The sequence below is a fragment of the Melghirimyces profundicolus genome, assembly GCF_003054245.1.
In the GTDB taxonomy this organism is placed as follows: Bacteria; Bacillota; Bacilli; order Thermoactinomycetales; family DSM-45169; genus Melghirimyces; species Melghirimyces profundicolus.
This window is the reverse complement of record NZ_QBKR01000010.1, coordinates 65799-86345: the sequence shown is the minus strand read 5'-3', so window position 1 is coordinate 86345 and position 20547 is coordinate 65799. Positions and strand designations below refer to the sequence as shown.

The 20547-nt window shown below is 57.2% G+C and carries 22 protein-coding genes and 1 pseudogene; 6 read left to right on the top strand and 17 right to left on the bottom strand.

Annotated elements, in window-relative coordinates:
• The first annotated feature begins 141 nt into the window (after nucleotides 1-141).
• Together lexA and C8P63_RS08740 are read left to right on the top strand one after the other, a co-directional pair.
• Entirely contained in the window at nucleotides 142-768 is a 627-nt protein-coding gene (gene lexA, locus C8P63_RS08745; protein ID WP_108023260.1) for a transcriptional repressor LexA, read from the top strand.
• 188 nt (nucleotides 769-956) lie between these two features.
• Nucleotides 957-1091 (top strand): annotated as a pseudogene (locus C8P63_RS08740) (DinB family protein); the annotation flags it as partial.
• A gap of 451 nt (nucleotides 1092-1542) precedes the next feature.
• Here the strand turns inward: C8P63_RS08740 and C8P63_RS08735 are convergent.
• From C8P63_RS08735 to C8P63_RS08710, 6 genes are all read right to left on the bottom strand, one after another.
• Complete coding sequence (locus tag C8P63_RS08735; RefSeq protein ID WP_108023258.1) at nucleotides 1543-2721, bottom strand: pyridoxal phosphate-dependent aminotransferase; 1179 nt, start codon at nucleotides 2719-2721, stop codon at nucleotides 1543-1545.
• A gap of 56 nt (nucleotides 2722-2777) precedes the next feature.
• On the bottom strand, nucleotides 2778-3989 hold the full coding sequence (locus tag C8P63_RS08730; protein ID WP_108023256.1) for an acetate/propionate family kinase: 1212 nt from the start codon (nucleotides 3987-3989) through the stop codon (nucleotides 2778-2780).
• On the bottom strand, nucleotides 3986-4873 hold the full coding sequence (locus C8P63_RS08725) for a 3-hydroxyacyl-CoA dehydrogenase family protein (RefSeq protein ID WP_281258696.1): 888 nt from the start codon (nucleotides 4871-4873) through the stop codon (nucleotides 3986-3988). The genes C8P63_RS08730 and C8P63_RS08725 overlap by 4 nt, the downstream gene beginning before the upstream one ends.
• A 25-nt stretch (nucleotides 4874-4898) precedes the next feature.
• Entirely contained in the window at nucleotides 4899-6410 is a 1512-nt protein-coding gene (locus tag C8P63_RS08720) for an AAA family ATPase (protein ID WP_108023254.1), read from the bottom strand.
• Complete coding sequence (locus C8P63_RS08715) at nucleotides 6403-6933, bottom strand: hypothetical protein (RefSeq protein ID WP_108023252.1); 531 nt, start codon at nucleotides 6931-6933, stop codon at nucleotides 6403-6405. Before C8P63_RS08715 ends, C8P63_RS08720 begins: the two co-directional genes overlap by 8 nt.
• 115 nt (nucleotides 6934-7048) lie before the next feature.
• Nucleotides 7049-7720, bottom strand: a complete 672-nt coding sequence (locus tag C8P63_RS08710) for a hypothetical protein (RefSeq protein ID WP_108023250.1) — start codon at nucleotides 7718-7720, stop codon at nucleotides 7049-7051.
• Nucleotides 7721-7893: 173 nt separating this feature from the next.
• Here C8P63_RS08710 and C8P63_RS08705 point away from each other — a divergent pair, with 173 nt between their 5' ends.
• On the top strand, nucleotides 7894-8088 hold the full coding sequence (locus C8P63_RS08705) for a hypothetical protein (protein WP_108023249.1): 195 nt from the start codon (nucleotides 7894-7896) through the stop codon (nucleotides 8086-8088).
• Nucleotides 8089-8166: 78 nt separating this feature from the next.
• Here C8P63_RS08705 and C8P63_RS08700 read toward each other — a convergent pair whose 3' ends face one another.
• Entirely contained in the window at nucleotides 8167-9459 is a 1293-nt protein-coding gene (locus C8P63_RS08700; RefSeq protein WP_108023247.1) for an amidohydrolase, read from the bottom strand.
• A gap of 87 nt (nucleotides 9460-9546) precedes the next feature.
• On the bottom strand, nucleotides 9547-10431 hold the full coding sequence (gene ligD / locus C8P63_RS08695) for a non-homologous end-joining DNA ligase (protein WP_108023245.1): 885 nt from the start codon (nucleotides 10429-10431) through the stop codon (nucleotides 9547-9549).
• Nucleotides 10432-10544: 113 nt separating this feature from the next.
• On the opposite strand from ligD (C8P63_RS08695), the gene C8P63_RS08690 reads away from it, so the two are divergent.
• Nucleotides 10545-10868, top strand: coding sequence for a hypothetical protein (locus C8P63_RS08690; RefSeq protein ID WP_108023243.1), 324 nt, complete (start codon nucleotides 10545-10547; stop codon nucleotides 10866-10868).
• Nucleotides 10869-10905: 37 nt separating this feature from the next.
• Here the strand turns inward: C8P63_RS08690 and ligD (C8P63_RS08685) are convergent, their stop codons facing one another.
• Nucleotides 10906-11826, bottom strand: coding sequence for a non-homologous end-joining DNA ligase (ligD, locus tag C8P63_RS08685; RefSeq protein ID WP_108023241.1), 921 nt, complete (start codon nucleotides 11824-11826; stop codon nucleotides 10906-10908).
• Between the two features lie 110 nt (nucleotides 11827-11936).
• Here ligD (C8P63_RS08685) and C8P63_RS19070 point away from each other — a divergent pair, with 110 nt between their 5' ends.
• A complete protein-coding gene (locus C8P63_RS19070) occupies nucleotides 11937-12098 on the top strand; it encodes a hypothetical protein (protein ID WP_170109576.1) in 162 nt (53 codons plus the stop codon).
• A 96-nt stretch (nucleotides 12099-12194) separates the two neighbouring features.
• Nucleotides 12195-12506 (top strand): hypothetical protein, encoded by a 312-nt coding sequence (locus tag C8P63_RS08680; protein WP_108023239.1) that lies wholly within the window; start codon nucleotides 12195-12197, stop codon nucleotides 12504-12506.
• A 6-nt stretch (nucleotides 12507-12512) separates the two neighbouring features.
• Here C8P63_RS08680 and ku read toward each other — a convergent pair whose 3' ends face one another.
• The 8 genes from ku to bshA all read right to left on the bottom strand — a co-directional run bounded on the left by ku (nucleotide 12513) and on the right by bshA (nucleotide 20542).
• Nucleotides 12513-13325, bottom strand: a complete 813-nt coding sequence (gene ku, locus C8P63_RS08675; RefSeq protein ID WP_108023237.1) for a non-homologous end joining protein Ku — start codon at nucleotides 13323-13325, stop codon at nucleotides 12513-12515.
• 14 nt (nucleotides 13326-13339) lie between these two features.
• Nucleotides 13340-14725 carry a tetratricopeptide repeat protein gene (locus C8P63_RS08670; protein ID WP_108023235.1) on the bottom strand — a complete coding sequence of 462 codons (1386 nt, stop codon included), beginning with the start codon at nucleotides 14723-14725 and terminating at the stop codon, nucleotides 13340-13342.
• Between the two features lie 156 nt (nucleotides 14726-14881).
• On the bottom strand, nucleotides 14882-15265 hold the full coding sequence (gene panD / locus C8P63_RS08665) for an aspartate 1-decarboxylase (protein WP_108023233.1): 384 nt from the start codon (nucleotides 15263-15265) through the stop codon (nucleotides 14882-14884).
• The gene (panC, locus tag C8P63_RS08660) at nucleotides 15250-16122 is read right to left on the bottom strand and encodes a pantoate--beta-alanine ligase (protein ID WP_108023231.1); all 873 of its coding nucleotides are present in this window, start codon (nucleotides 16120-16122) and stop codon (nucleotides 15250-15252) included. The genes panD and panC overlap by 16 nt, the downstream gene beginning before the upstream one ends.
• Complete coding sequence (gene panB / locus C8P63_RS08655) at nucleotides 16119-16985, bottom strand: 3-methyl-2-oxobutanoate hydroxymethyltransferase (protein WP_108023229.1); 867 nt, start codon at nucleotides 16983-16985, stop codon at nucleotides 16119-16121. The genes panC and panB overlap by 4 nt, the downstream gene beginning before the upstream one ends.
• A gap of 251 nt (nucleotides 16986-17236) precedes the next feature.
• Nucleotides 17237-18211, bottom strand: coding sequence for a biotin--[acetyl-CoA-carboxylase] ligase (locus C8P63_RS08650; RefSeq protein ID WP_108023227.1), 975 nt, complete (start codon nucleotides 18209-18211; stop codon nucleotides 17237-17239).
• The gene (locus C8P63_RS08645; RefSeq protein WP_108023225.1) at nucleotides 18192-19427 is read right to left on the bottom strand and encodes a CCA tRNA nucleotidyltransferase; all 1236 of its coding nucleotides are present in this window, start codon (nucleotides 19425-19427) and stop codon (nucleotides 18192-18194) included. Before C8P63_RS08645 ends, C8P63_RS08650 begins: the two co-directional genes overlap by 20 nt.
• Complete coding sequence (gene bshA / locus C8P63_RS08640) at nucleotides 19424-20542, bottom strand: N-acetyl-alpha-D-glucosaminyl L-malate synthase BshA (protein ID WP_108023223.1); 1119 nt, start codon at nucleotides 20540-20542, stop codon at nucleotides 19424-19426. The genes C8P63_RS08645 and bshA overlap by 4 nt, the downstream gene beginning before the upstream one ends.
• Between the last annotated feature and the right edge of the window lie 5 nt (nucleotides 20543-20547).

Here is a 20547-nt window from a genome sequence, read left to right as displayed (position 1 = left end):
TTTCAATTGCGGGTGGACCCAAAAAGGCATTTCTGATGAGAACTTCGAACTGATGTTTGTGCTTTTTGAGGTCATCGTGTATACTGAAAGAAATACATATGTTCGGGCACCTACGGAACCACACGGAAAGGAGAGGATCATGTGAGTAAGTTATCACCGCGGCAGCAGGCCATTTTGGATTATATCAAGCAGGAGGTGCGGGAGAAAGGCTATCCCCCTTCCGTCCGGGAAATCGGGGAAGCGGTCGGTCTGGCTTCCAGCTCCACGGTCCACGGCCACCTGGCCCGGTTGGAAAAGAAGGGATTGATCCGGCGGGACCCCACCAAACCCCGGGCTATCGAAGTGCTGGGCGAAGAAGCACGGGAGATGCCCGACCTGGCCGCCCACACGGCCCTGGTTCCCCTCGTGGGGAAAGTGACTGCCGGGGAACCGATCACCGCCGTGGAAAATGTGGAGGAATATTTCCCCCTCCCCCGCCGGTTGGTCGGCCCGGAAGACACGGTCTTTCTTCTCTCCGTCCGCGGGGACAGTATGATCAACGCCGGCGTGCTGGACGGGGACTATGTGCTGGTCCGGCAACAGCAGACCGCTGACAACGGAGACATGGTCGTGGCCATGACCCCGGACAATGAAGCCACCGTCAAACGCTTTTACAAAGAAAAAGATCACGTTCGCCTTCAACCGGAAAACGATCAGATGGAACCGCTCCTCCTTCCCGAAGTGACGATTCTTGGCCGTGTGATCGGGTTGTTCCGGGAGTTGCACTGAAGAAGCCGCCACAAGCGGCTTTTTTTTGCCGATTCCCGGGAGGCGGTCTTCTCCCCCTTCCGGAATTATCTAAAAATCAAAATCCCAAAATCCATTGAGGAGAGTGAAATCAATGAATGTATTAGTAAAACAGTATGACTGGATTCGTTGGACCAGGGAAGTGTTGTTTGAGTATTGTGAAACATTAACTCCGGAAGACTACAACTCATGAGTTTCATCACAAAGGCCAAATTGTGTCAATGGGCAGGCAATTAGGTTACATACCGGTTAATACAGATCTATCGATCCGGGAAAACTCGATGAGTATACTCCATATTAATTAGTTTCCCCTGAAAAACGCAGCCAATAGAAAAGGAACTCAACCGCTCTTGTGGAAATCGTAAGCGGCCAAACAAACAATCCACACAAGAGGGGTGTTGAATTCCCTGCATGATGTTTTCCGACTAGAGGACTAAATGGCATTTGCTTCGGCTAAATCGCCTCGTGAAACAATCTCGGGAATGGTAGCTTGGCGAATTGGAGGTTGAACTCAGGAGTTGAGCCAAGGGGAGTCCGTAGTGGCCGGTTGGTTCCACTCTGAACAGGACGTGCGTTTTCTCATGCGAGGGTTCGAATCCACCGAATCAGCCGGTGGCACCCCGCATGTGAGTTCTCAAAAGTCAGTCGCAAACCGTCCTCCATTCCTCGAAAGTCTTGTGCCCGGGCCACATGAGCTTTCTTGGCCCGGGCTCGGCACAGAAAATCCCCCCTGTCCGCCGGACAGGGGGGAAGAGGTCAGGAAGAGGTGACGAACCGCTCGATGCGATCCATCGCTTTTTCCAATTGATCCATCGAGGTGGCGTAGGAGATGCGGACATGGTCCGGGGAGCCGAAGGCTGCCCCCGGGACCAGGGCCACCTTCTCTTCCTCCAGGAGGGCCTTGACCCATTGGTCGGTGTCGGGGTAGCCGGTGCTTCGGGCCGCATCGATCACGTTGGCGAAGACATAGAAGGCACCTTGGGGTACGTTACAGCGGATTCCCGGCATGCGGGAGATCCGGTCGACGACATAATCCCGCCGCTTTCGGAATGCGGCGAGCATTTCACCCACCGGCTCCTGGGTTCCCCTGAGGGCTTCCAGGGCGGCATACTGGGCCACGGAAGTGGGGTTGGAGGTGCTGTGGCTGGACAAGCCCGACATCGCCCGGATGATGCGGGCGTCTCCCGTTGCGTATCCGATCCGCCACCCCGTCATGGAGTAGGTTTTGGAAACCCCATTGATGATCACCGTCCGCACTTTCAGTTCCGGGCTGATTGCCGCTATGCTGGTATGCTTTTCGTCCCCGTAAATCAGGTGCTCGTAGATTTCATCGGAGACGATGAGCAGATCGTGCTCCTGGCAGACGGCCCCCAGGGAACGGAGTTCCTCCTCACGGTACATCGCCCCGGTGGGGTTGGAAGGGCTGTTGATCAGAAAGGCGACGGTTTTCTCGGTAATCGCCGACTTCAGCTGTTCCGGCGTGATCTTGAAGCCGTTCTCCTCTGTTCCGTCGATCACCACCGGAACGCCGCCGGCCAACTTCACCTGCTCGATGTAGCTCACCCAGTAAGGAGAGGGGATGACCACCTCATCACCGGGGTCGAGGATCACCTGGAACAGGTTGTACAGCGCATGTTTCGCCCCGACCGTGACGATCACTTCGTCCCGGCTGTACGTCAAGCCGTTGTCCCGCTGAAGCTTTTCCGTGATCGCATCCTTCAGCTCGGGCACGCCGCCGGCCGGGGTGTACTTGGTCCGGCCCTCTTTCATCGCCTCCACCGCGGCATCCAGGATGTGTTCCGGCGTGTTGAAGTCGGGCTCACCGGCTCCCAGCACCACCACATCGTGGCCTTCCTGTTTCAATGCTTTGGCCGTTGCCGTGATTTCAATCGTTTTGGAAGGAGTCAACTGTTGTACCCGTCGGGATAATTTCATTCCGAATGGTTTCTCCTCTCTGTTCGATCTGTCCACCCCCATTGTATCACAGGCAATCAACCTTGTTCTTCCTGCTGGACCAACCGTCGGGTTTCCCGGGCGATCATCAGTTCTTCGTCTGTGGGGATGACCAGAACATTCACCCGGGAGCGGTCCGTGCTGATCCTCTGGGGACCTTTCGGCAAATCCGCGTTTTTCTCCTGATCCAGTTCCAGGCCCAGATACGACAAATTCCGGCAGGTCCACTCCCGGACCAAAGAAGCGTTTTCCCCGACACCGGCGGTGAAAATCAGGACGTCCACCCCGTCCATCACCGCCGCATAGGAACCGATCGCCTTCCGAAGACGGTATGTATACATCTCCAGCGACAGCCGGGCGTACTTGTCCCCGTTGAAAGCAGCTTCGGAGATTTCCCGCATATCGCTGGAGATCCCGGAAACCCCCAATAATCCGCTGTGTTTATTCATCATGGAGTTGACTTCGGCCAGGGTCAACTCTTCCTTTCCCATCACATAGGGAACGATCGCCGGATCGATGTCCCCGCAACGGGTTCCCATCATCAGACCTTCCAGGGGGGTCATTCCCATGGTCGTGTCCACGGATCGGCCCTTTTCGATCGCTGTACAACTGGCCCCGTTCCCGATATGACAAGAGATGATCTTCAACTCTTCCGGCGGCCGGCCGAGAAATTCCGCCGCCCGTTCGGCGACGTATTGGTGGGATGTGCCGTGAAATCCGTAGCGGCGGATCCGGTGTTTCTGGTATAGGACCCGGGGGAGAGGGTACATATACGCATAATCCGGCATCGTCTGGTGAAAGGCCGTGTCGAAGACGGCCACGTGGGTGGCATGGGGAAGGTTGTGCCGGGCCGCGTCGATGCCCGAAAGGTTGGGAGGATTGTGCAAGGGAGCCAGATCCACGTTCTGCCGGATGCCGCGCAACACCTCCTGATCGATCACAACAGCGGAGGAAAAATTCTCCCCTCCGTGTACCACCCGGTGCCCGACGGCATCCACATCCCCGGCATCCTCCAGTACCCCCTTTTCCGGGTCGGTCAAGAGGGCCAGCACCTGATAAAGTCCCTGACGGTGATCCAGAATTTCCGCGGTTTCCACCCAGGGCTCCCGTCCATTCACGGTGTGATGGACGATGGAACGGTCGGAGCCGATCCGTTCCACCAACCCCTTGGAGAGGACCTCTTCCGTTTCCATACGGTACAGCTGGTATTTGATCGACGAACTTCCGCAGTTGATGACCAGAACATTCATCGGACGTCCTCCCTGAGCCGGTCCCCGTCCTCATCGTATCGGAAGAATCCCTCTCCGGTCTTGACCCCCAGTTGACCGGCCCACACCATCTTTTTTAACAAAGGGGCCGGACGGAATTTGGGGTCCCCGTATTCCCGGAAGAGGCGTTCCATGGAGGCCAGGACCGAGTCCAGACCGAATCGGTCGGCCATTTCCAGGGGCCCGTAGGGAAATTGGTACCCCCGGATCATGGCCGTGTCGATGTCCTCCGGCGTGGCCACCCCTTCCATCAGGGTGTAGAGCGCTTCGTTGATCAGGATGACGATCAGGCGGGTCGTTACGAACCCGGGTGACTCGTGAACTTCGATGGCGGTGAGGTGCAATTTCTCCAAAAATTGACGGATCCGCCGAACCGTCTCCTCCTCCGTTTTCAGGCCACGCACAACCTCCACCAGATCCAGCCGGGTAATCGGGTGGAGAAAATGAAGGCCGATCACCCGTTGCGGTCGACGGGTGACGGCCGCAAGTTCCGTCAGGCTGAGGGTGGAGGTGTTGCTGGACAGGATGGCGTCCATCGGACAAAACCGGTCACAACGGTCAAACACCTTTTTCTTCTCCTGCAGATCCTCCGTTACCGTTTCAATCACCAAGTCGGCCCGTTCCAGGACGGTATCCTCATTGGTGAAGTCAATCCGGGACAGAATGATTTTCTTTTCCGCCTGGGTGATCCCCCATTTGGAAAGCTGCTTGTTCAAGCTCAGCTCGATGTGGTGCCGTGCTTGATTCGCCAGAGCCCGGGTCTTTTCGATGACGGTCACTTCAAACCCCTTTTTGGAAAGCAGTTCGGCGATGCCCTGGCCCATCGTGCCACCACCATAGACCACGATATGCTGAAAATCCGACACGACTGATTCTCCTTTCGGTCCGACCTTATCCGCTGCCGGTGGTGGCGGATGGTTGGGTGGTGTATTCGTTCAGCAATCGACGGAATTGTTCCCCCGAAAGGACTTCCTCCTTCAGCAGGACCGAGAGCGCTTCTTCGAACACACGGGTGTATTGGTTCAGGAGCTGAACGGTCTTTTCGTGTAATTCCTTCAGGATTTTGGCGGATTCATTATGCAGGGTCTCGTTGCTGACCAGTTCTTTGTTGATGATGCCCAGATCGGACAGTCCCGCATCGATCATCGTACGGATATACCGGTTGGCCTGTTCATAGTCGTTTTGGGCGCCGGTGGACCGGTTCTGAAATACTTTCTCTTCCGCCGCCGCTCCCGCCAGACAGACCATGATTTGGTCTTCGATCTGTTTTCGCGTGTACAGGTATCGGTCCTGACCGGGATGATGACGCACGTATCCCAGAGCTTGTCCCCGGGGAGACAGGGAAACCTGGGACACGGAGCCGGGACGGACCCACTCAGACACGATCGCGTGGCCCAGTTCGTGGATGGCCACCCGTTCCCGCTCCTCCTGGGTCGCTTCCCGGTCGGTCTTCTCTCCCATCATCACTTTATCGATCGCCTGAGAGAGGTGTTCCTGACGGATGACGTCGCTGTTGTCCCGAAGCGCATAGATGGCGGCTTCATTGGTCAGGCTCTCCAGCTGCGCACCGGAAAAACCGAAGGTTTCATCGGCAATTTGCACGATGTCGGCATCCTCGGCCAAGGGTTTGTTTTGGGTGTGAAGTTTCAGGATGGAGATCCGGGCCTGTTTGTCCGGCAGATCGACGGTGATGTGCCGATCGAACCGACCCGGGCGCAACAGAGCCGAATCCAACATGTCTTTCCGGTTGGTGGCGGCGATCACCAGTATCTGGACGTCCTGGTTCGTGCTGATGCCGTCCATCTCCGTCAACAGCTGGTTCAGTGTCTGATCGTATTCGCGGTGTTGGGCCCCTTCCCGTTGTCCACCGATCACGTCGATTTCATCGATGAAGACGATGGCGCTGTTTTTCCGGTTTTTTTTGGCCTGGTTCCGGGCTTCCTGAAACAGTTCCCGGATCCGCTGAGCCCCGACCCCCACATACATTTCCACGAACTCGCTTCCGCTGGTGGCCACGAACACCGAGTCGGTATAATGGGCGGCCGCTTTGGCCATCAGGGTTTTACCGGTTCCGGGAGGCCCCGACAACAGGATCCCTTTGATGGGACGGATGCCGTAATGATGGGTCTTGTCCCGGTGAATCAAGAAATCCAGCGCCTCTTCCAGTTCTTTTTTGGACCGGTTTTGACCCCCGATATCCCTGAAGGAGATGTGGGGGACGGAGTCTTTCCGTTGCAACCGCTTGCTTCGGCCGATGCTCATTTGGCCGCCGGGACGGAGCACAAAATAATAGATGAGCCCGAGAAGGCCCCCCAGCACGATCAGCGGCAGGGGGCTGTAACCGAGGTGGACAAGGAACAAGAGGAGGGCCGGAGCAACTCCGATCGCAATTCCTTTACCCATTATTGTTCACCTCCCCTTCCGCTTTATTCAGAGGAAGCACTTGATACAAAAACCGGTCTCCCTTGTGCAGTTCAACATAGACATACCCGGCGTCCATACTCAGGCGGTATCGGATGCCTTCCTTTTTGGCCACCTTCTCCACCGTTTCGGGAATGGCCGTGTAACGGCGGTGGGCGATCCCTTCCTTCACGCCGAAGGACATCCGGTTCCAAGCATCCCGCAGTGACGAATCCGGCCGGTCGGCGAAATGGATGTCGAGTTTCCGGTCCCCGGCGTGGGCTTTCACTTTCTCCCGCAGGGGAAGATAATCCGACACCAGGGAAAATTCAGGGTCCGGTTTGAATCGCAGGGTGATGCGGTCCGGTTGAACCGACAGGGTTTTCAAATGAACATGGGGTGTATGCTCGACCGTTTCGCGGATCGGTTTTTCCACGTTGTACCATTGATATCCGTAAAAACCTCCAAATAATGCAAAGAGGCTGACAAACAGAGTCAATACCGCAATCCTCCAGCGGATGTTCACTGATGCCCAGCCCCCTTTCTACTCTACTGTTTGAGCCGACTGGTAATAGTATATCATAATATATATACCCATCGTGTTAAGGATAAATCTGGGAAAAGAAAAACCTTGAACGTTCTCAAGGTTTTTCAAAACGGTATTCAATCTTTTGCCTCCCCTTTTTCCCCTTCAGGGGCTCAATCCGAAGGGTCAGGCGGTCCAACCCCTCCTCTCGGGGATGATACCGGAAGCGGTAGACCACCCGGAATTTTCGGGAGGCCTGAAAAGCCGCGCCGGATTCAAAAGAATGACCCATCCAATGCCCCAGTTTGTCCCCGATTTCCTCGCTGGACAACACCGCTTTCATCCCCTTGGTGCCGTCCTTTGGATCGGGGGGGAGAAGTTTCACCCGAAGCACCGAAGCTTTCACCAATTCCAGGTGATCCCGGGGGGAGAGAAGGCCGAATTGGCGGGTTTTCAATTTTTCGGTTTGGTCGCCGTGGGTCAGGGTGATGGTATTTCCTTTTTTCACCACCCGAACCGGCTTTTCTGTTTCATGTTTGCTCTGAAGCGACCAGTTCTCCCCTTTCTGTTGTCCCGTGAATTCGAAAGAATCGATGGCCAGGCTGAAATCGTATACGGGACGGGCCAATTGCTGATCGATTCGTTGAAAAAGCCGTTCGGTGGGATCTTGATCCATCCTCTCTTCCCCGGCGGCCCCGCCGGCGGGAAGGTCCCCGAAAGTGCAACCCGGGGTGAGAACCAACACCACCGCCGCCAACCATCCCCTGATCCGGTTGCTGCCAACCAAGTTTGCGCCTCCTCCGTCTTTTTAAACAGTGTACGAACCGGTTGTGCCAAATATCACCCCGGAAAACGGAAAAAAGCCCGCCGTACAGCGGTTGGCGGGCATACCGTGAAAAATGTGTTAGACATATCGGGGAAAGGCAGGGTGATACTATTCGTACGCAAGGAGGTGAGCCGATGGATGCTACCCTTTCCACCAGGTGGATCTGCGACGAGCTGGCACCCCATTTTTCCGGTGAGGAATGGAACCGGATCCAAACGTACCTGCACGCAGAATCCTGGGCTTCTCCCTCCTCGAGAAAGTGGTGGTTTGAGGATCCGCCGCTGGAAATTCCTTTGCGTTTCCACCTGGATATCGATATGCAAAGTTAAAGTTATGTTTTAGTCTGACTAATTTTCTCCTGCCTATACTTCCCGCCTTGATTTTTTTGCCGCCGGCCGGCGGCTTTTTTATGGCGCCACTTCCCGGTAAGCCTCCTTCGCTTCAAATTTGACCCTCTCTTCGTCGATGGTCAGGAGTTCCCGGTTTCGCATCAGCGGACGTCCATTTACAAAAACATCCTGGACATCGGCGCTGCCGGCGGCATATACCACGTGGGACAAGAGATCGTGGGGAGGTTGCATGTGAGCACCGTCGAGATCCAAAGAGATCAGATCCGCCTTCTTACCGGGTTCCAGGGTCCCGATCTCGTGATCCCAAAACAGGGATTCGGCTCCGTACAAGGTGCCCATTTCCAAAGCGGTCTCCGCGGGGACGGCTTCCGGATCCATGTGGGCTCCTTTGTGGATCAGGGCGGCCAACCGGATTTCTTCCAGCATGTCGAGGTTGTTGTTGCTGGCGGCGGAGTCGGTTCCCAGAGAAGGTCGCAGGCCTCTCTTTAACATGGTGGGGACGGGAGCGATGCCGCTGCCCAGTTTCAGGTTACTTCCGGGGTTGTGAGAGACTTTGACCCCGTGTTCGGCGAGGATTCCAATTTCTTCCTTCGTCACGTGAACGGCGTGGGCGACCAAGGCCGGACGATCAAACACGCCCAGCCTTCTCAGGTGCTCCACTGGGCGAAGGCCGTAATCTTTGACGTTTTGTTCCACTTCGGCCCGGGTCTCCGACAGATGAATGTGGATCGGGACATTCGCTTCCGCCGCGTCCGCCACGATGGCTTCAATGTAGGCGGGAGGACAGGTATAGGGAGCATGGGGAGCCATCATCGCAGAGATCCTCCCGTCGGCCTGTCCGTCCCAATCCCGGACGAAGCGGACCGATTCCCGCCGTTTGGCTTCCCGCTCCGCTTCATTTCCCAGCCCGATGACGCCCCGGCAGAGGCTGGCCCGGATCCCCGTTTCCTCCACGACCCGGGCCACTTCTTCCATGTGGTCGTACATGTCGGCAAAGCAGGTGGTCCCTCCCCGGATCATTTCGATCACGGCCAGTGACGTTCCCCACTTCACCTGACGAGGGCCGAATTTTCCTTCGATCGGCCACATTTTGTCTTCCAGCCAGGTCTGAAGCGGCAGATCATCGGCGTATCCGCGCAGAAGCGTCATTGCCGCATGGCCGTGGGTATTAATGAACCCCGGAAGGATCAGCCTCCCTTTCATGTCCGTCACTTCATCCCAGTCCGAAGGGGGATTCCCTTCCCCCACTTGGGCGATGGTGTCTCCGTTCATCAGGAGGTATCCGTCCCGAACCGGTGAATCCCCTTTTTTCATCGTCAGGATGCGAGCATGGGTCAAGAGCCGTTTCATCGCCTTCCCCCTTTGATAGGTTGCATCATGGGTGTAACCCCAACATACCCCAGTTCTTTCCTTTGCGCAAGGAAAAAGAGCGAATTTTCACCGGAGGAACCGAAGGATGTCGGACAGATCGTATCGATGGTTCGGCCGGGAAATCGGGGCAAACAGATCTCCTTTTTCTTCCAGCCGCTGGTGAACCGTCTCCAGGGTGAAATCTTGAGGGGTCAGTCCCGGTTTCAACTCCACCCATTCCAGGGGAACCGAAACGGTGGCCTCCCGACGCGCCCGGGGCGAGTAAGCGGTGATCAGGGATTTTCCCTTCCAGTGTTGAAGGTAATCGAAGTAGACCCGATGGCCGCGATTTTTTACCTTCCGTTCCAGCGTGATGAGCGATGGATGGCGATCGCGCAGGTAGCGGGCCAGGAACTCGCTGATCCGACGGGTCTGTTCAAAGGAGAACCGGGGCTGGATCGGAACGTAAATCTGAAGCCCGGTCGCCCCGGAGGTTTTGACCACACCGTCGAGATCCATGGAAGAAAGCGCCTCCCGGGTGAGGAGGGCCGTCTCCATCACCGCTTGGAAGTCTTTTACGGAAGGGTCGATGTCAAAGACCAGCTCCGTGGGGTATCCCGGCCGCTCTGCCCGGTCGAAGGAGACATGGAACTCCAGGCTGGCGAGGTTTCCCAGCCAGATCAGGGTCGGAGCATCCTGGAGCAGGATGTAGCGGACATCCCCCGAACGGACGCTTTGGACCCATTCCGGAGCGTGGGAGGGTATGTTTTTCTGATAAAAGGATTTCCCCTCCACCCCGTCAGGGTAACGGATCGTCGTCAGATACCGCCCCCGGGCATAGGGAAGAAGGTACGGAGCCAACCGGGTCAAATGCAGAATCCATTCCCATTTGGTCCAGTCGGGAAACAGCCGTTTATCCGGATTGGAAATCTTGATTTCCCTTCCTTCGATCCGTACATGACGGTCTTGCATCTCGCCTCCTCCTGTTCTCGTGAGCCCAAATTGACCGGGACAAATGACCCATTCCGACTTCTCTTCATACATTGCTTAGTGGATAGAGAGATCATCAATGAGGAGGAATCATCATGTCCCAGAACGACGAATGGAAGCCCACCCCCGGTTCCCAACCGGCACCGGGAGCCCAAGGACCACCGACATACAGCTATGCTCCCCCCCTTTATGATTTCCAGGGAGCCTTCTCCGATCCTTACGCCGGTTTTGACCACAACCCGGCCTTGGTCTCTGACATGGAAGACGGTTACGGGTATGGCCACGATGACGGTTATGATTACGGCGGTTATGGCGAAGACGCTCAAACCAACATCTTTTTCCCCTTTTTCGGGTTTCCGTTTTTCCCTTTCTTCCCCTTCGGATCCCCGTTTTTCGGCCCCTTCCGTCCTTTTTGGTGAAGGAAGACCCGAACAACCCGGAGCCTCCGGGTTGTTCTTATTTTTCCGGCAGGCGAAAACCGACAATCACCGGTGAACGGAGTGTCCCGTGAGGAGTCCATTCCAGGAACTTGACTTCCATCCGAAGCAACGGTTCCATCCAAACCACCCCCGGGTTTCTCCCTTTCGGGGGGTTGGCTACGGGAGGGCTTTCCCTTCGAAGGGATGGAACCGCATTCGTGAGCATCCGCCGCTCCTCCCCGGAAAGGCCGGATCCGGCCCGACCGATATAGATCCACCGGTCGTTGTCCCACATCCCCAAAAGGAGTGAGTGAACCACGTTTCCGCGGTACAGGGCCCCGACCGCCGTTGCCGTCAGGGACTGAAAATGCTTCGCCTTCTGCCAGGTGGGATGCTTCCGTCCGGGATGGTATCGGCCTTCCCTCTCTTTCATCACGATTCCTTCCCACCCCCGCTCGCCCGTCACCTCCCACAAACCGGGTCCGTCATCAAAGGAATCGCAGAGGTGAAGAGGGTCCGCCCCGCCGTTGTCAAACAGATGGGACAACGCTTCCAGCCGGATCCGGAGGGGTTTCCCCGTCAACTCCTCCCCGTCCAGGTACAAAAGGTCGAACACAATGTACTGAATCGGTACCTTTTGAATGAGAGAAGGAAGTTTTCGGGAATCGGAGAGGAGTTCCCGTTTCAACACCCGGAAAAAATCGGGTCTCCCCTCCTCCAGTGCGATGATCTCCCCGTCCAGGACAGCGGAGCGGCAGTCCAGCCGGCGGACCGCCTCCGTCACCTCGGGATACCAGTGGGTCCGGCGCCGGCCCTTCCGATTGTATAGCTCGATCTCCTTTTCTTCCCGGAAGGCCAGCATCCGTACCCCATCCCACTTGATCTGGTACAGCCATTGGTCGGATTGGAACACGTCCTCCCGGAAAACCGGCTCCATGGGGATGATCGGACGGATCACGGATATCACTCCCTCTCAGTTATCCCGTTCTTCCTAGGGTCCCCCCCGATTCCCGGCATAAAAACACCTCCGCTCCGAATAATTTAGTTTCGGAAGGGAGGTGTTTTTTTATGCCGGTGCTGCTGGTCCAGATTGCGCTGATCATCATCCTGATCCGTTCCGCATACCGCGTGGTGCAATACTTCCAATCCTCTTCGCCGAATTGGCTGGAAGCCGCCTTTCATGTATCGGTGGGCATTATCTCGCTGTGGTTCTTGCTCGACATGCCCTGAGCCCATGCGGATGGATCTCTGATTCAGCCTGCCTCCCATGTATGAATCGGCTTTTCGGCCCATAAACATGTACAAACACGCAGGAGGCAGGCATTCATGAATGAGTCCGTAAAAAACACCCTGGTTCAAGCCCTTTTGGTGACCGTGATTGCAATCAACCTGATGCTGGCCGGTGTGCTGGCGGTCCGGAGTCAGGTGCAAACCGGCGGTGTCACGCCGGCGATGGCCCGTCCCGGATCCGCTGCTCTTCAGCCGGAAACCCGACTGGAGTACCAGGGAACGACCGAAGAGAAAAACTGGCGGGTGGAACACTACCGAAAAGTGGAAGTTTTCCGGGATGAGAAGGGTCGGGAAGTGAAGACCCGGCCCACCGACGAGGAAATCCACATCCGGTACTGGAGAAAATGAGTCGCCCTATTTGGCGGCCTTTTTCTTTTTGGTTCCCTTCTTCCCCTTTTTCCCCCCCGACTCTTCCAGACTGGCCTTCAGGGCTTCCATCAAGTCGACCACCCGTTCCGGTTTCTTCTCGGGGGCTTCGACCACTTCTTCCCCCTTGGCCTTCTTCTCGATCGCTTCCTGCAACGCCTGACGGTATTCGTCCTGGTACTTGTCGGGGTCAAATTCCGTTGTCAGGTTATCGATCAATTGCTTGGCCATATCCATTTCTTTATCGGGCAACTCCAGCTGGGTCGGCACATCGGGGACCTGTCCGGCATCCCGGACCTCGTCGGGATAAAAAATCGTCTCCAGCACCAAACACTGCTGGTAGACACGGACGACCGCCAGGGACTGTTTGGCCCGGATCGTGATTTTGGCCACCCCGATCTTCCCCGTTTCCCTCATGGCATCCCGCAGAAGGGAGTAGGCTCGGTCTCCATGATCCCCGGGACCGAGGTAATACGTTTTGTCGAAGTAGATGGGATCGATCTCTTCCAGCTTGACGAAATCCAGGAGTTCGATCGACTTCCGGTTCTCCGGCATGATCGCGTCCAGCTCTTCCTTTTCCATCAGGATGAACTGGTTGTCGCCGTATTCATATCCTTTCACCACGTCTTCCCAGGGAACGTCGACGTCGCAGTTGGGACAGTGGCGGTTGTATTTGATCGGGGTTTTGCATTTTTTGTGCAGGCTGCGGAAGGAGACGCTTTTCTCCTGGGTGGCCGTAAACATCCGGACGGGGATGTGGACCAGCCCGAAACTGATGGAACCCTTCCAGATGGTATGCATGTAGGACGGCCTCCTTAACCGACGGAGTGATTCTTCAGAGGGATGGTTTCCCAGCATTGCCGGGTCTCTTCCGTGCACCCGTTCAGAAAGTGGCACAATCCCTCGTAAAAGACCGGCTCTTCCCATTGGGGGCTCAGCTCCCGGGCTTTTCGGAAGGAGTCCACCGCCTGATCGGGCTGTCGTTTCTCCAAAAGGACCCGTCCCAATTGGTAATATCCGAGAGAGCGGGCCAGAGGCTCCTCTGAGGCGATCACTTGGCGGGCTACGGCTTCCGCTTCTTCATAGTCACGGCAATGAACGGACAACCGGGATTTAAGAACCAGCCACAACGGGTGATCGGCAAGCCTTCCCGGCAGGCGGGACAAAGCCTTTCGCACCTGTTCCACATCCCCGGACTGGAGAAGATACCACACATAGGTAAAGAGCAGGTTTTCGTTTTCCGGTTCGAGGGATAACCCTTTCTGAAGGACGGCGAAGGATTCCCGCTTTTGTCCCAGAAGCCAGAGGTTCCAGCTGAGACCATGGTAACCGGTGGCTTTCCGGGGATCGGCGGTCACCAATTTTCGGTACCAGTGGACGGCCCGACGAAGATCCCCGATCTCTTCGAAATAACGGGCCATGGACTCCATCACGGCCGGATGCTTCGTTTTGTGGTAAGAAGCCATTCGCCAGTAAGAAACACTCTCCCACTGTCCCAGTTTTTCGTAACAACAGGAGAGATAATACATCGCTTCCCAGTCCTCCTCATCCAGCCGGAGGGAATGAAAAAAGGGGGGGATCGCCTCGTGGTAACGGCCCAAGCGGTAGTGGCAAGCCCCCAGGTTGAACCAGGTGTCCCGACTGTCGGAATCGATGGAGATCGATTTTTCGAATTGACGGATGCCTTGTTCGTCCCGCCCTTCTTTGACGTGGATACACCCCAGCATGTGATGGGTGAACGATTGGAATTGGGGAAGTTCGGTGATGCCTGCCACCAATTGGAACTCCCGTTGGGCATCCACCAGTTTCCCCTGCTGGAAATCACTCAGGGCGAGATACAGCCGGCCGAGGAGAAAATCCGGTTCTTTCTCCACCACTTCCCGGAAATAGGGGTGGGCTTCGGAAAACATTTTCAGATGATAATAACCCTGCCCCTGCCGGAATGCCCGAACCGCCCGGCTGTCCAGGAAAAATTCCTCCCCGACTTCCTCTTCTTCCGCCGCCAGGTCCGGGTATTTTTTCAGGATGGCAGTCACTTGTTCTTCCAAGTTCACCCAAGCTTCCAGGAGTTGATTCACATCCTGATGGATTCGCCGAAATCCGTCCCGGAGTCTGTTACGGTCCTGAATCGGTGCCTGACCGTATTGATCCTCGATTTCGGAAAGACGCCTTCTCACTTCCTGCACCCACTGCCGGAACATGTTCCCCCTCCTTTCCCGTGATCATGTAGGGATGGATATCTGAAAGTATCTCCAAGTCCGGGGTCGAACCATGCAAAAATGGCGGTGAAGATCTCCCTTGGGGATATCTTTACCGCCATGAATGATTGATATGTTTATATTGCAAACTTGTCTGTTTTAGTTGATTGCTCCGTGGATTTCTCTCCCTCGCATCTCCATCACTCGATTATTCTCTCCCATGATGGCGATCCGGGGTTGGTGATTTTTGGCTTCTTCTTCCGTCATGATGCTGTAGGAAATGATAATTACGGTGTCTCCCGGTTGTACCAGACGGGCGGCAGCTCCGTTGAGGCAGATAATGCCGCTGTTCCGGGGCCCGGGGATGACATAGGTTTCCAATCGTGCCCCGTTGTTGTTGTTGACGATCTGCACTTTTTCGTTGGGCAGAATGTCCACTTTTTCCATCAGGTCTTCGTCGATGGTGACGCTCCCCACGTAGTGGAGGTTGGCTTCCGTCACCGTGGCCCGGTGGATCTTGGATTTCATCATGGTGCGGAACATGGGGATCCCTCCTCTTTCGGCCAAATCACGTTATCGATCAGACGGGTGCGTCCCAGTCGGACAGCCACCGCCGCGATCACCTGCTGGGATCGCAGTTCGTTGACGGGTTCCAGGCCGGGATAACTCAAAACTTCCGCATACTCGACGGTGAGACCGGGGACGGCTTCCAGCTGCTCCCGGATCATTCGGACCGCTTGGGAGGCCGTGGACACCTCTCCGGTTTTCCGTTTCCGGGTCGCTTCCCGGAGGGCACGGTAAATGGAAGCCGCTTTTTTTCGATCCTCCGCCGACAGGTAAACATTGCGGGAGCTCATGGCCAGTCCATCTTCTTCCCGGACCGTGGGACAGGGAACGATCGTAACGGGAAAGTTGAGGTCTTCCACCATTCGTTGGATCACGGCGACCTGCTGGGCGTCTTTCAGTCCGAAGTAAGCCCGGTCCGGTTCCACGATATGAAACAGCTTGGACACCACCGTGGCCACCCCGTCAAAATGCCCGGGACGGGAGGCGCCGCACAGGCGGTCGGTCAAACCGGAAACACGGACGACGGTTTGGGCGCCCGCGGGGTACATTTCCGCGGTGGAAGGAGCGAACAGAATGTCCGCCCCCGCCTGCTCGGCCAGGCGAACGTCCCGGTCCGGATCCCGGGGATACCGCTCCAGATCTTCTCCCGGACCGAACTGGAGCGGGTTGACGAAGAGCGAAACCACGACCCGGTCGCATTCTTTCACCGCCCGTTCGATCAGGCTGAGGTGTCCACGGTGCAGGTAACCCATGGTGGGCACCAGACCCAAGGTCTTTCTCCTTTGCGGAGCAAGAAGTTTCCGGAGTTCGTCGATGGTGCGAACGGTTTTCACGGTCGTTCCCTCCCTTTCCCGCCGTAAAGACGGTCCACCACGGAAGCATGAAGGTGGAAGGTGTGTTCTTCTCCGGGGAACATCCCTTCCCGCACTTCCTGCACGTACCGGGAGATGCCCCGGACGGCTTCTTCCCCCGTCCGGGCATAGGCTTTGACGAAACGGGGCTTCAAATCGCTCCCGTATTGAAGCAGGTCGTGGTACACCAGGACCTGTCCGTCGCAAGCGCGTCCGGCGCCGATTCCGATGGTGGGGATGGTGAGCCCCCCGGTGATCCGTTCGGCCACTTCTTCAGGGACGCATTCCAGCACCAGGGCGAAAATTCCCGCCTCCTCCAGGCGTTTGGCTTCCTCCATCAGTCGTCGGGCCGAATCTGCATCTTTTCCCTGGATCCGGTATCCGCCGAGCTGGTGAACCGATTGGGGCGTCAGCCCGATATGGCCCATAACGGGGATCCCCGCCTCCACACAGGCGCGAATGTTCTCCAATACCCCGTTGCAGCCTTCCACTTTGACCGCTTGTGCCCCCCCTTCCTGCAACAGGCGCCCGGCCGCTTTCAGGGCTTCCTCCCGGCTCAGATGGGCCGTCAGGAAGGGAAGGTCCGTCACCACAAGGGGACGGGTCGCACCGCGGACCACCGCTTTGGTATGGTGAAGCATTTCGTCCAGGGTGACCCGCACAGTGGAATCATAACCGAGAACCACCATCCCCAGGGAATCTCCGACGAGGAGAAGGTCCGCTCCTCCGGCTTCCGCCAGTTTGGCCGAGGGGTAATCGTAGGCGGTCACCATGGCGATTTTGGTTTGTTCCTGTTTCATCTGGTCCAGTGTCCGAAGCGTCACTTGATTTCCTTGTGCGGACATGGCACAAACCTCCTTGTGATACGCTCCGGAGTCAGAGGTGACACAACAAAAAACGCCTTCCGGCCGCAAGGGAGTCCAGAAGACGTCCGTTTCCGACGGTACCTCTGTCTCCGTCCCGTGGGCTCAGAGCAGAATGGATAAAAGGATGAAAAACACGGATGGTAAAAGGGAGTTTTGCGTGCGGCTCCCGCAGGATGCCACCGCTTCCCTCTTAGATTAAACGATCTTCTCTTCGGTGACAATGCTTTCCGTCAATAGTCGATGTCGGCGGAAAACACCGGGATCACTTCTTCTCCCTGTCGAAGGAGGAGAGCGCCCGACCCGTCCAGGCCGACCGCGGTCCCCTCCACGGGCCCACGGGGGGTCAACGTGCGCACGTTCCGGCCCAGCATGCCCGCGTACTCCTCCCATAAGATTCGGATCGGCTCAAAACCGTGGGAGAGATAGCCGTCATACAGCTCTTCCAATTCTTTCAGGATGGCTGCGATCAGGTCCGCCCGCCGGTAGGAGCGCTTTCCTTCAATCATCAGCGAAGTGGCGGTATCCTTTAATTCATCCGGCCAATGAGTCCCGGACACGTTGACGTTGATGCCCGTTCCCAGAACCACATACTGGACCCGGTCCTGCTCCCCCCGGGTTTCCGTCAGAATCCCGCAGAATTTTTTGCGCCCGATCAGAAGATCATTGGGCCACTTGATTTGGATATCCAAGCCGGTTTCTCTCCGGAGGGCACGGGTCAATCCCACGGACGCCAAGAGGGTCAGCTGGGGGGCTTGAGCGAGGGGAACCGGCGGCCTCAGGATCAGGCTCATCCAGATGCCGCTGTGGGGCGGCGAATGCCAGACCCGTCCCATCCGCCCCCGGCCTTGGGTCTGTTCTTCCGTGATGATCAATGCCCCTTCTTCGGCCCCCTGCCGGGCCCAGTCATGGGCCAGGGGTTGGGTGGACGGAAGGCTCTGCCGGTACAGGATCCGGCGGCCGAACCGCCGGGTGGAAAGGTGGGGTTTCAGCTCTTCAGGGGCCACCCGGTCCGGCCGGTGAACGAGCCGGTACCCTTTTTTGGGACGGGCTTCGATCTGGTATCCTTCCTTCCGGAGTTCCTCGATCTGTTTCCAGACCGCTGCCCGGCTGCATTGCAGCCGGCGGCTGATCTCCTCGCCCGATATAAATGAGTCGGTGTTATGAAGAAGCAGGGATAACAATTGTTCACGTATTCGGCTCGACAAGGCGTCGTCCCTCCCTGATCAGCGCCTCCCTCTCATTGGGGACCTCCCCGAGGGCCGCTTTTTCCAACAACGATTGCAGCACCGACCCCACCCACGGTCCGGGAGGTTGGTGAAGCGCCCGGATCAACTCCTGTCCGTTCAACCGGAGTTCTTCCAATCGGTGGACCGGCATCTCCCGGTGCCACCGGTGAAGGGCGGACCGGAGAACCGCTTCTTCGGCGGATTCCCACCCCCGTATCCGGGCGGCGGCGGTGAGTGCCGCTTCCAAGGGCTCGAACCCGTGACGGAGCAGCCGCTTCTTTCCCGTGACCACATCTTGGGGGGAAAGGTCCCAGTTCACTGCCAGCCGGTGTATGGTGCTGATCGCCCGGACCTCGTTGGCCGAAAGACGGAAACTGGATAACCGGCGTTCCGCCTCTTCCCCTTTCACTCCGCACAGGTGGAGAAACAGGGACCAGCGGGCTCGGCGGGTTTTTGCCGTATCCACCCGAATGAACGGAATCCGGGGAGCGGGTACGGGAACCCCCCAGGCGGCAAAGGGCGGAAGATGAGGAAAGAGTTCCATTTCCCAAAGCGGACGCAAGGCCCGTGAAGGTTCCTCCGCCTTCCACACTTTCTCCAGCTCCCCCGTCACCCGTTCCACCGCCAGGTGGCGGAGAAGTGGTTTTTGCCGCTCCAGGGCCGTCCGGGTCTTCTTTTCCAGTCGGAACCCGAGCTGCGCGGAGAAGCGAAGGGCCCGGATCATTCTCAATGCATCTTCGGCAAAGCGATCCTCCGCTCTCCCCACCGTCCGGATCACTCCTTGCTTCAGATCCGCCGCTCCGTTGAAGGGATCATGGAGGCGGCCCCGGCGATCTTCCGCCATCGCATTGACGGTGAAATCCCGGCGGGACAGATCCTGGCGGAGTTCCGTTACAAACCTGACGCGGTCGGGGCGACGGTGGTCCCGGTAGCCGGTTTCCCTGCGGAAGGTGGTGACTTCCACGCTTTGCCCGTCCATCAGAACGGTCACGGTGCCGTGCTTCAATCCGGTGGCCACCGTTTTGGGAAACAGCGCCTGCACCCTTTCCGGACGGGCGTCGGTGGCGATATCGTAATCCGCCGGTTCCATCCCCAGGAGCCGGTCCCGGACACATCCCCCGACCAAGTAGGCCTGATGGCCGGCTTTCTCCAACCGGGCCAACACCTTGAAGGCGGCTTCCCGGACCTCGGTCATTTCCCGATCACCTGGCGGTATAGATCTTCGTATTGACCGGCGATTTTTTCAGCGGAAAACCGTTCCCTCGCCAACCTCACTCCGTTTTCCGAAAAACGGCGGTACAACACGGGATCGGACAGCAAACGGACCGCCTGGGCAGCCATGGCCTCAGTGTCCCCGATCTCCGCCAGGTATCCGGTCTCCCCGTGAACCACCACCTCCGGAAGGCCCCCGGCATTGGAACCCACGGTGGGCACCCCGCAGGCCATGGCTTCGAGGGCAACCAGGCCGAAACTCTCTTTGGAGGAGGGAAGCAGGAGAAGGTCAGCCAGAGAGATCAGCCGGGCCACTTCGTCCTGTTTGCCCAGAAACATCACCCGGGATTCCAGCCCCAACTCCTTAACCATCTGGACGGTCCGGGACCATTCCGGACCCTCGCCCACCAGGATGAGACGGGCGGCCACTTCCTGTTGTACTTTTTCAAAGATCCGGATCACATCCGTGGTCCGCTTCACCGCCCGGAAGTTGGAAATATGCAGGAGCAGTTTTTCCTCCGTTGCCGCGTACTCGGAGCGGATGTCGGAAACATCCAGCGGCTGATATACCCGGGGATCCACAAAGTTGTAGATCCGGGTCAGTTGTTTGTCGACGCAGAACAGTTCCCGGGTCTGCCGGACCAGGTCGTCCGACACGGCGGTAACGGCATCGCTGTGGTTGATTCCGAAACAGATGATGTCTTTGAGCGACGGATCTTCCCCGAGGACGGTAATATCCGTCCCGTGAAGGGTGGTCACCACCTTCAGGGAGTCACCGACCATCTTTTTGGCAAGGTAGGCACAGAGGGCATGGGGGACGGCATAATGAACGTGGATAAGGTCAAGCTGATGGATTTTGGCCACTTGAGCCATCCGGTTGGCCAACGCCAGGTCGTAAGGGGGAAAACGAAAAACCGCATACCGGTTGGCTTCCACCTCGTGGTAATGAACGTTGTGGTAAAACCGACCCAAGCGGAAGGGCATGTCATAAGAGATAAAATGGACTTGATGGCCCCGTTCCGCCATCAGCTTGCCCAACTCCGTCGCCACCACCCCGGATCCGCCGTGACTGGGATAGCAAGTGATTCCGATGCGCATGGGTC